7 protein-coding genes are annotated in these 9,187 nt (G+C 43.4%); all 7 read left to right on the forward strand.

Going from position 1 to position 9,187, the window contains the following annotated elements; translation table 11 throughout:
- Positions 1 to 225: 225 nt before the first annotated feature.
- The 7 genes from ACED53_RS22070 (at position 226) to ACED53_RS22100 (ending at position 8,911) form a co-directional block, all read left to right on the forward strand.
- Positions 226 to 1,131 carry a DUF72 domain-containing protein gene (locus ACED53_RS22070; protein ID WP_017101018.1) on the forward strand — a complete coding sequence of 302 codons (906 nt, stop codon included), beginning with the start codon at positions 226 to 228 and terminating at the stop codon, positions 1,129 to 1,131.
- A 139-nt stretch (positions 1,132 to 1,270) separates the two neighbouring features.
- Positions 1,271 to 1,999, forward strand: coding sequence for a carboxy-S-adenosyl-L-methionine synthase CmoA (gene cmoA / locus ACED53_RS22075; RefSeq protein WP_017097717.1), 729 nt, complete (start codon positions 1,271 to 1,273; stop codon positions 1,997 to 1,999).
- 182 nt (positions 2,000 to 2,181) lie between these two features.
- On the forward strand, positions 2,182 to 3,153 hold the full coding sequence (gene cmoB / locus ACED53_RS22080; protein ID WP_009846365.1) for a tRNA 5-methoxyuridine(34)/uridine 5-oxyacetic acid(34) synthase CmoB: 972 nt from the start codon (positions 2,182 to 2,184) through the stop codon (positions 3,151 to 3,153).
- A gap of 265 nt (positions 3,154 to 3,418) precedes the next feature.
- Positions 3,419 to 4,159, forward strand: coding sequence for an ATP-dependent zinc protease (locus tag ACED53_RS22085; RefSeq protein ID WP_009846364.1), 741 nt, complete (start codon positions 3,419 to 3,421; stop codon positions 4,157 to 4,159).
- Between the two features lie 17 nt (positions 4,160 to 4,176).
- Positions 4,177 to 5,682, forward strand: coding sequence for an inactive transglutaminase family protein (locus tag ACED53_RS22090; protein WP_009846363.1), 1,506 nt, complete (start codon positions 4,177 to 4,179; stop codon positions 5,680 to 5,682).
- A gap of 3 nt (positions 5,683 to 5,685) precedes the next feature.
- On the forward strand, positions 5,686 to 6,645 hold the full coding sequence (locus ACED53_RS22095) for an alpha-L-glutamate ligase-like protein (RefSeq protein WP_012603623.1): 960 nt from the start codon (positions 5,686 to 5,688) through the stop codon (positions 6,643 to 6,645).
- A 364-nt stretch (positions 6,646 to 7,009) separates the two neighbouring features.
- Positions 7,010 to 8,911 carry a methyl-accepting chemotaxis protein gene (locus ACED53_RS22100; RefSeq protein WP_102579857.1) on the forward strand — a complete coding sequence of 634 codons (1,902 nt, stop codon included), beginning with the start codon at positions 7,010 to 7,012 and terminating at the stop codon, positions 8,909 to 8,911.
- Positions 8,912 to 9,187 lie beyond the last annotated feature (276 nt).

Raw genomic sequence — 9,187 nt, forward strand, 5'->3', positions numbered from 1 at the left:
GCTTTTTGCGGGGGCGCCCAGCTCGAACCCTTCGGGCAGCGTTTGCTGGTCATTTCTACTACGTTATAGGCTTCTCATGTAGGCTAGCTACATATCAAAGCCTCTGCCTTGTATAAATACCCAGCAACTCGCTGCAAAAACCAGCTCGAAAGATCAACACGCCCTAATTTCAACCCAAAAACTTTTTTGTAATGACTGATGGCGTGATAAATAACGGTGTAATAGATGGATGCTCGTGTAATAACAACAGAAACTTTACCTCTAAGACTTGGGTTAACAATGTGGTCTCATTCTGAGTGGCAAAGTCAGTTTTATGGCAAAGGAACAAAACCCGCTGAGCGCTTAGAAAAATACACCCAAGTTTTTCATACCGTTGAAGGCAACACGACTTTCTATGCGACACCCAGTGTCTCAACGGTCAATAACTGGAAAGCCGCGAGTCACGATGATTTCAAGTTTACTTTTAAGCTGCCTAAGTTCATCACCCACCAGCAGCACTTAAAACATTGCCAAGCCGAACTCAAAGAATTTCTGCTCACCATGTCGCCCCTACTTAGGCGCATTGGTCAGTGGACGATTCAATTGCCCCATAGCTTCGAACCCAGCATGCTTCCTGCCCTGCAAAAATTTTGTACCTTGTTTCCAAAAGACATGCAGCTCGGCGTTGAAGTTCGTCACCTTGGTTTCTTTGATAAAGGCGATGCCGAAAAACGTTTCAATCATTGGTTGATAGAAGAAGGGATCAATCGCATCATTATGGATAGCCGTCCTGTTTTCTCCGCACCACCAACCACAGAAGCGGTGATCGACGCGCATCAAAAGAAACCACGTGTTCCGGTTCATGCCATTGCGACGGCAAACAATCCGATGGTTCGCTTTATTGGTCATCCAGATCAGGAACCCAATCTGGCTTTCTTTAAACCTTGGTTCGCGAAATTACCGACTTGGTTAAACGAAGGAAAACAACCTTATTTAATGATCCACACCCCAGACAATAATCACGCCCCTGAGTTGGCGATTGCTATCTATAAGCAATTACAGACGCAAGTTGCTGAACACACAAAGATAACCTTGCCTAATTTGGCGGAGTTTCCTGCTCAAAAAGGCGACCATCAAATCTCGATGTTTTGATAGTAAACAACTACTAACACACGTTCACTTTCATCAATCTCAGTTTTCGTGACACAAGCCATTTTTTTACGTAAAATACGTCCCCTTTTATTTGGTATGAATTTTGTGCCAATTACGCTGACTGTCGAGAGAAAATGCCATGAGCAACACAGACAATATCTTTTCCGCTCCTATTGATAAAATTGGAGACTTCACCTTTGATGCAAGGGTTGCTGAAGTATTTCCGGATATGATTCAACGCTCGGTGCCTGGTTATAGCAATATCATCTCTGCAATCGGCATGCTGGCTGAACGCTTTGTAAAGCCACATTCAAATATTTTCGATCTTGGCTGCTCGCTTGGTGCTGCGACACTTTCTATGCGTCGTCACATTCAGCAAGAAGGCTGCACGATTTTCGCTATCGATAATTCAGAAGCCATGGTTGAACGCTGTAAGCTGCATGTAAACGCCTACCGCAGTGACACACCGGTAGAAGTGATTGAAGCCGACATCCGTGAAGTGGAAATCAAAGACGCCTCTGTTGTGGTGCTTAACTTTACACTGCAATTTCTGTCTCCTGACGACCGATACGCTCTGCTTGAAAAAATTCATGCAGGCTTACGCCCGGGCGGAATCTTAATCCTTTCTGAAAAGTACGTATTCGAAGACGAAAGTTCAAATGAACTGCTTATCGACCTGCACCATGACTTCAAGCGTGCAAACGGATACAGCGAGCTTGAAGTCAGCCAGAAACGTAGCGCAATTGAAAACGTGATGCGTCCTGACTCGATTACAGTTCACAAGCAACGTTTTGAAAAGATTGGCTTCTCAAGTAGCGAAGTGTGGTTCCAATGCTTCAACTTCGGTTCAATGTTCGCGATTAAATAGCGCACATACCCAGTCAGCTAGTACTAAAACGTCATCCTCAAGAGCGAGGAACGAGCGAGTTGGGGATCTCTATCAAGTACGATAAACCGAGACTCCCTATCATGTTCGTCCCTCACTGTAGGGAATGACAAATTTAATTTCTATTTTAGGGTTTATTGACCCTATTAACTCAGTGAAAAACTATGTTTAATTTTGCCAATTTTTATCAACTCATTGCCCAAGACACTCGCCTTCAGCCGTGGCTTAATGTTCTTCCTCAACAGCTGACGGATTGGCAAAATGCAGAACACGGCGACTTCGACCGTTGGTTACGTGCACTGAATAAAATCCCGCAAGGTGTACCTGATCAAGTTGATCTGAAAAACTCAGTGACGATTGGCAGCTCTACACCGTTCCACACGGGTGAACTTAAAAAGTTAGAAAGCTTACTGAAGACTTTCCACCCTTGGAGAAAAGGCCCTTACACAGTTCACGACATTCACATCGATACAGAATGGCGCAGTGACTGGAAATGGGATCGTGTGCTTCCACATATCTCTCCATTGAAAAACCGTTCGGTTCTCGATGTAGGTTGTGGCAACGGCTACCACATGTGGCGCATGCTAGGTGAAGGTGCTCGCTTAACGGTGGGTATCGACCCTTCTCACTTATTCTTGGTTCAGTTTGAAGCCATTCGTAAATTGATGGGCGACGACCAACGTGCTCACCTATTACCTCTAGGTATTGAGCAACTGCCAAAACTGGAAGCTTACGACACTGTATTCAGCATGGGCGTGCTTTACCACCGCCGTTCACCACTTGATCATTTGATTCAACTAAAAGACCAATTGGTATCTGGTGGCGAACTGGTACTTGAAACGTTAGTGATTGAAGGTGACGAAAACGCTGTTCTTGTGCCTGTAGATCGCTACGCGCAAATGAGAAACGTTTACTTCTTCCCATCTGCACGCGCACTGAAACGCTGGCTTGAACAGGTAGGCTTTGAAGACGTGCGTATCGTTGATGAAAATGTTACAACGATTGGCGAACAACGCACAACGGAGTGGATGACACACAACTCTCTACCGGATTACTTAGACCCTAATGATCCAAGTAAAACCGTAGAAGGTCACCCAGCACCAAGGCGTGCGATTCTAGTAGCGACAAAACCTTAAGCTCTGTTACACAAAACCATAAGCTCTGTCGTCATACAGCCACCGTTATTTATATGTGGGAATTTTGATAAAAAAGAGAACTAATTGTACAAAAGTTGCGCTCATGTTTAATAAGTGAGCGCCCTTAAGTGACAATAATTTTCGTAGCGCTCACATTGCGATTCAATATGACCAGACTCTTACAATAGGATGCTTCACGCATCCTTTTTTGTGGGATAAACTTCTAAATAGTCTGAACTATTCTCTAATTTCCAAAGGTTTTTATATGTTTAAGCGATTATCGCCTATCGTGGCGGTTGGTTTGCTCTCTGGTTGCACCCTCACGAGCGGTGCTACCTACCATCAAGAAACTCTCGACGCTATTTCCCGCTCAGAGACAAACATCGCAAACAAGGTTCAAAATCTTGAACTGCAGCTAAGTAATCAAAGTGATTATATTGAAAGCTTGGAAGACGAAATTACCACTCTTTCTAGTCAATTAGATGTTCACCTGACCAGTATGGAACACAGGGTCATTGAAGAGCTAAAAGAAGCCGAGCCTGTTGCCGTTGCAGCTGCACCTACCGCTCCTACATCACAGCCGACTATTCTAGGCGGTATTGAAAAAGTATCGATCGACTCTATCAAACAAAGCTTCGATGCTCGTGTTGATACTGGCGCAACCACCTCTTCTTTAAATGCCGTCGACATCAAAGAATTCGAACGCAACGGTAAAGATTGGGTTAAGTTCCATTTGGCAGATAAAGCACAAGCAAAAGAAGACCAAAAATGGATCGAAGCGCCCGTTGTACGTTATGTGAAAATCCGTCAATCGACGAATGATCAAACAGAACGTCGAGCTGTGATCGAATTATGGGTAAAAGTCGGAAAAATCCATGAAAAAGCGCAATTTACATTGGCGGATCGCTCTCAAATGAGTCACCCTGTATTACTAGGGCGCGAATTTATCAAAGACATAGCGCTAGTAGATGTAAGTAAAAAGTACGTACAAACGGAAGTTAAATAACAATAGTAGGGTAAGCTATGACGTCAAGAATTCCATTTTATATTTCTATATTCCTGCTCATCGTGGCAGGTATAACTCTGAGTATGTTCAGACATACAACCTACGGTGTACCCTGGACTCCAGGCGAAACTAATCAGGTTTGGGACATTGAAGCTCGTATCGAATTCAATGCAGTGGGCAAAGAAGCAAAAGTTTCACTAGCCGCACCTCACACACAGTCTAACTTTACACTTATCGGCGAGTCAGCTTCATCACCAGGCTACGGCATTTCATACTTGAATACAGATTCAGGTCGCCGTGCTGAGTGGTCAATTCGTCACGCAGATGGTCCGCAGACTATCTACTACAAGACACAGTTCTTAGTCGATAGCCAAGCGAACGTTACCTCAACACCTCCAGAAGGTGATGTGGCTCAACCAAGCTTTGATGGTCCTGAAGAAGCCGCGGCCCTTGCTTTGATTGACAGAGCAACCAAGCGCTCAGCAGACAACATCACCTTTACTCGTGAGTTAATCAAAACGCTTAACGATCCAGACAGCCAAAACTCAGCGCTGATTCTGAATAACATGACCAAAGTGGAAGCGACACACAAGCTACTTTCTGCCGCTAAAATCCACAACAAAGTCGTCGGTGTTATTGAACTGGAAGACGGACGTCGTCGCCAATCAATCCAACACATGAACCAAATTTGGGATAATAACCAGTGGGTTCTATTCTCTCCTGAATCTAGCGAGCAGCAAGTTCAACCAAACCTGTTAATTTGGGATGAATCAAATGTATCTCTATTAGACGTGGTTGGCGGTCAGAACAGTAAAGTTCACTTCTCTATGATTGCTCAGGAAGTTACTCCAACTGAAGCAACCAACAGTAAAGTATCAGCGGATCAACTGTTAAACCTTTCCATTCATAGTCTACCGCTAGAAGAGCAAGCGATGTTTAAAACCATCATGCTGATTCCTATCGGTGCTCTGATTGTTGTGTTCCTACGTGTCATCATAGGTCTTAAGACTTCTGGTACGTTCATGCCCGTTCTGATTGCTGTGGCATTCGTTCAAACACAGTTGGTTACCGGTATTGTTGGCTTCCTACTGATTGTCGGTACCGGTCTTGTAATACGAAGTTACTTATCCAAACTCAACCTATTGCTCGTGGCCAGGATATCCGCTGTAATTATTACAGTAATTATGATTATTTCGATATTTACTGTAGTCGCGTTTAAAATCGGACTTACAGAAGGCCTATCAATTACGTTCTTCCCAATGATTATCTTGTCTTGGACTATCGAACGTATGTCTATCCTTTGGGAAGAAGAAGGCGCGAAAGAAGTTGTACTTCAAGGTGGCGGCTCTCTATTTACCGCGGTGCTTGTTTACTTAGGTATGACTAACCCGTTCATTCAGCACTTAACGTTTAACTTTATTGGTTTACAGCTTGTTATTCTAGCGACCATCTTGTTACTAGGTAACTACACAGGCTACCGTCTAACCGAGCTTCGTCGCTTTAAACCGCTAGCGGAGGACTAAGTTATGTTTGATCAATTTACTTCACCGTTTAAGTTGAAAGACAAAGGCATAATGGGAATGAACAAGCGTAACCATAGTTATATTGGCCGCTACAATGATCGTTCCAAGTACCCACTCGTTGATGACAAGCTTAAGACTAAAATCATTGCTGAACAGGCTGGCGCCACCGTGCCAAAGCTTATTGGCGTTATTAGTCACCAAGCTGAAGTAAAAACAATCCACAAGATGGTTAAAGAGTGGCCGGGCTTTGTAATCAAGCCCGCTCAAGGCAGTGGTGGTAAAGGCATCCTTGTTGTGATCTCTCATAAAGATGGGGTTTACACCAAACCATCGGGTTCTACTATCAATGAAGAAGATGTAGAGCGCCATATCAGTAACGCGCTCGCGGGCCTTTTCTCACTGGGTGGCAAGAACGATGTGGCCGTAGTTGAAAACCTCATCAAGTTTGATGAGTGTTTTGAAGGCTTCAGCTACGAAGGTGTGCCAGACGTACGAATCATCGTATTCAAAGGCTACCCTGTGATGGCGATGATGCGTCTGTCCACTTCAGATTCAGATGGTAAAGCTAACTTGCACCAAGGTGCTGTTGGTGTGGGTATAGACATTGCGACAGGTAAAGCGGTTCGAGCGGTTCAGTTCGACCAGCCTGTTACACACCATCCAGATACGGGTAAAGAACTCGCGTTATTACAAGTTCCTCACTGGGAAAAGCTGTTAACTCTAGCATCAAGTGCTTGGGAAATGACGGGCTTAGGCTATATGGGTACTGACATGGTATTAGACCAAGAAGAAGGCCCTATGGTACTAGAACTTAATGCTCGACCTGGTTTAGCTATCCAAATCGCGAACGGCGCGGGGCTACTTCCTAGACTGCATCATATTGAAAACCTTGGCACGCCTGCAGAATATCCAAAACCTGCGGAACGTGTTGCTTACGCTGCAAAACAGTTCGGTCATAACTAGTCAAAATTTTGTCACTCAAGTTTTAGGCCAAAATTTGGGGTGTTTGGGGTTATCTCCCCTTACATCCCAACCCTTTCTATACGCTTACTCCAGCAACACATTCACACCAAAAATAGATTAAAAGGTACTTATTTGTGCTAATTTCGCCTAGGAAGGCGAAAAATACGCACCATCAAAATCAATTAAAACCCATCAAATTTGTTTAGATACCCTATTCATTGTAAATCCCACGCATAAGTATTCACACAGCCTATTTGTAACGACTTTCCCTTACAAAACGACCAACAAATAAATTGTAACCCTATGTTAGCATACGGATAATTTAGTCAATAAAATAAGCAACAACTGTTAAGGAAATGCTCTGATGACCGTCAAAAATAAGATTATGCTAACAATTAGTGGCCTAATCTGTTTAACGATTTTAGTTATATCTACGATAGGATATTTCGAATTTAAGTCTGCCACCACGGATGACTACCGTCATAACTTGTCAACGAAATCGTTTCTTGTAGCCAAAGCTGTCGAAGGGAAAATGGAAGCGTATTTCGGCGCTTTGGAAAGCATTTCAACCAGTATCCATACTGATAGATCCGGTAACATCATGATCAACCCGATGCTGTTGAAAATGATGACGAACAGTAAAGAATCTCTTGGTGTTCTTAATATTTACATCGGTCTTCCTGATGGCAAAACTTACGACGTTAAAAATCAAGGTATCATTCCTAATTTTAATGCTAAGCAAAAACAACGCGAATGGTTCAACCTTGGGTTTTCAGGTGCAAAACGATCAGTAACTAACCCTTACCTAGCAACAACAGGGCATTTAACTATGTCAGTTGTTATTCCATTTAAAGCCAGGGGCGAAACGAAAGCAGTGATTGGCCTTAGTCTTAAAATGAGTGATATTACAGACTATATAAACGAGCTATCTGAAGAGCCAAACTTATTTGTCTCTCGCCAAGATGGTTTCCTTGTTGCCGCTAGCTATGAAGATTTTATTGGTAAAAATATCTACGATCTTCGACCATCATACCGTGAACACGGTAGTAAGATGACCAGTGAGCACTCTTACAATGTTCCAGATAAAGGCGACTTTTATGTCGTTTCGTCTCAAATTGAGTCATTAGGTTGGAATACCTGGGCTTGGGCAAGTTGGGACGACATTGAAGCGCCTTCAAATGCGATGGTGAAAATAAATACTGTAGTTGGTCTAATTTTCGCGGTTATGGCAACCGGAATAACATTCTTATTAGTCACCCGATTAATGTATCGTCCTATTGGCGGAGAGCCACAATACATCGAAGCTCTTGTTAGTCGAATCTCGGCAGGAGACCTGACCAACATCCCTAAATTAAATGGCGATGAAACGGGGATCTACCGTTCAACTCTTGAAATGGCAGGTAACCTCCAAGGCATTATTGGCAATATTGAGCAGTCTTCAAACTCTCTCTCATCACAATCTTCATCTCTTGAGACCTCTTCAAATCAGTTAAGTACCTCATCAGAAGAGCAAATGATGCAGCTAGAGCAAGTTGCAACCGCGATGAATCAGATGACCGCGACTGTTGCGGAAGTGGCTCAAAATGCGATGCAGGCATCATCATCATCATCATCATCCAATGAGGCAAGCCTTTCATCTCAGTCAGGTCTTGAGACTGTGGGTGACATGAACCAGCAAATCAGCTTACTTGTAACGAATATTGAGCAGGTTCAAGATTCGATTCTTGGTGTTGAAAAAGAAACTCAAAATGTAGGTAGCATACTTGATGTTATCCGAGGTATTGCTGAGCAAACAAACTTGCTGGCATTAAACGCAGCAATTGAAGCAGCTCGAGCGGGTGAGCAAGGTCGCGGCTTCGCCGTCGTGGCTGACGAGGTGCGTAACCTCGCTAACAAGACACAAGAAAGCACGAACGAAATACAAACCATGATTTCATCACTTCAAACTCAAGCAAAACAATCTGTTGAGCTTATGGTTGAAAATGCGGAAACAGCTAAAGTAACTCGTGAAAAGTCAGATCAAGCGAGTCAAATGCTGAATACTATTCAGCATGAGATTGGGACAATTCAAGACATGAACAACCAGATTGCAGCGGCAGCGGAAGAACAATCGCAAGTAGCCGTTGAAATCAACGAAAATGTAGTGAATGTAAATGATTTGGCGCGAGCGACTGTCGATGACGTCCAGCAAAATGTTCAAACAGCGCAAAATGTTAATAATGTTTCGGACGAACTGCATCAAACGATAAAGATGTTTAAGATCTAATCTTAGATAAGCTAAACGTACCGACAACCTATACGTTAAAGCCTAAGTATCAAAATCTTCGGCTTAAAAAAAGATAACGTAATTAAAACCGCCTTCTCTTCTGAGAAGGCGGTTTTTTATATGGTAATAAGTTCAGGCTGAGTCATGCCAATCACAGTCAGTCATTTTAAATAGCTCAGGAATACCACCCTCACCAAAAGAATACGAGACCCGTGAAGCTGCCTGTCTCGTCCTAAAATACGTTGACAGTTTTTCTACTAAGCCAACAGCGTCAGC

It is taken from the genome of Vibrio sp. 1F169 (assembly GCF_041439605.1).
GTDB classification, from domain to species: Bacteria; Pseudomonadota; Gammaproteobacteria; order Enterobacterales; family Vibrionaceae; genus Vibrio; species Vibrio tasmaniensis_A.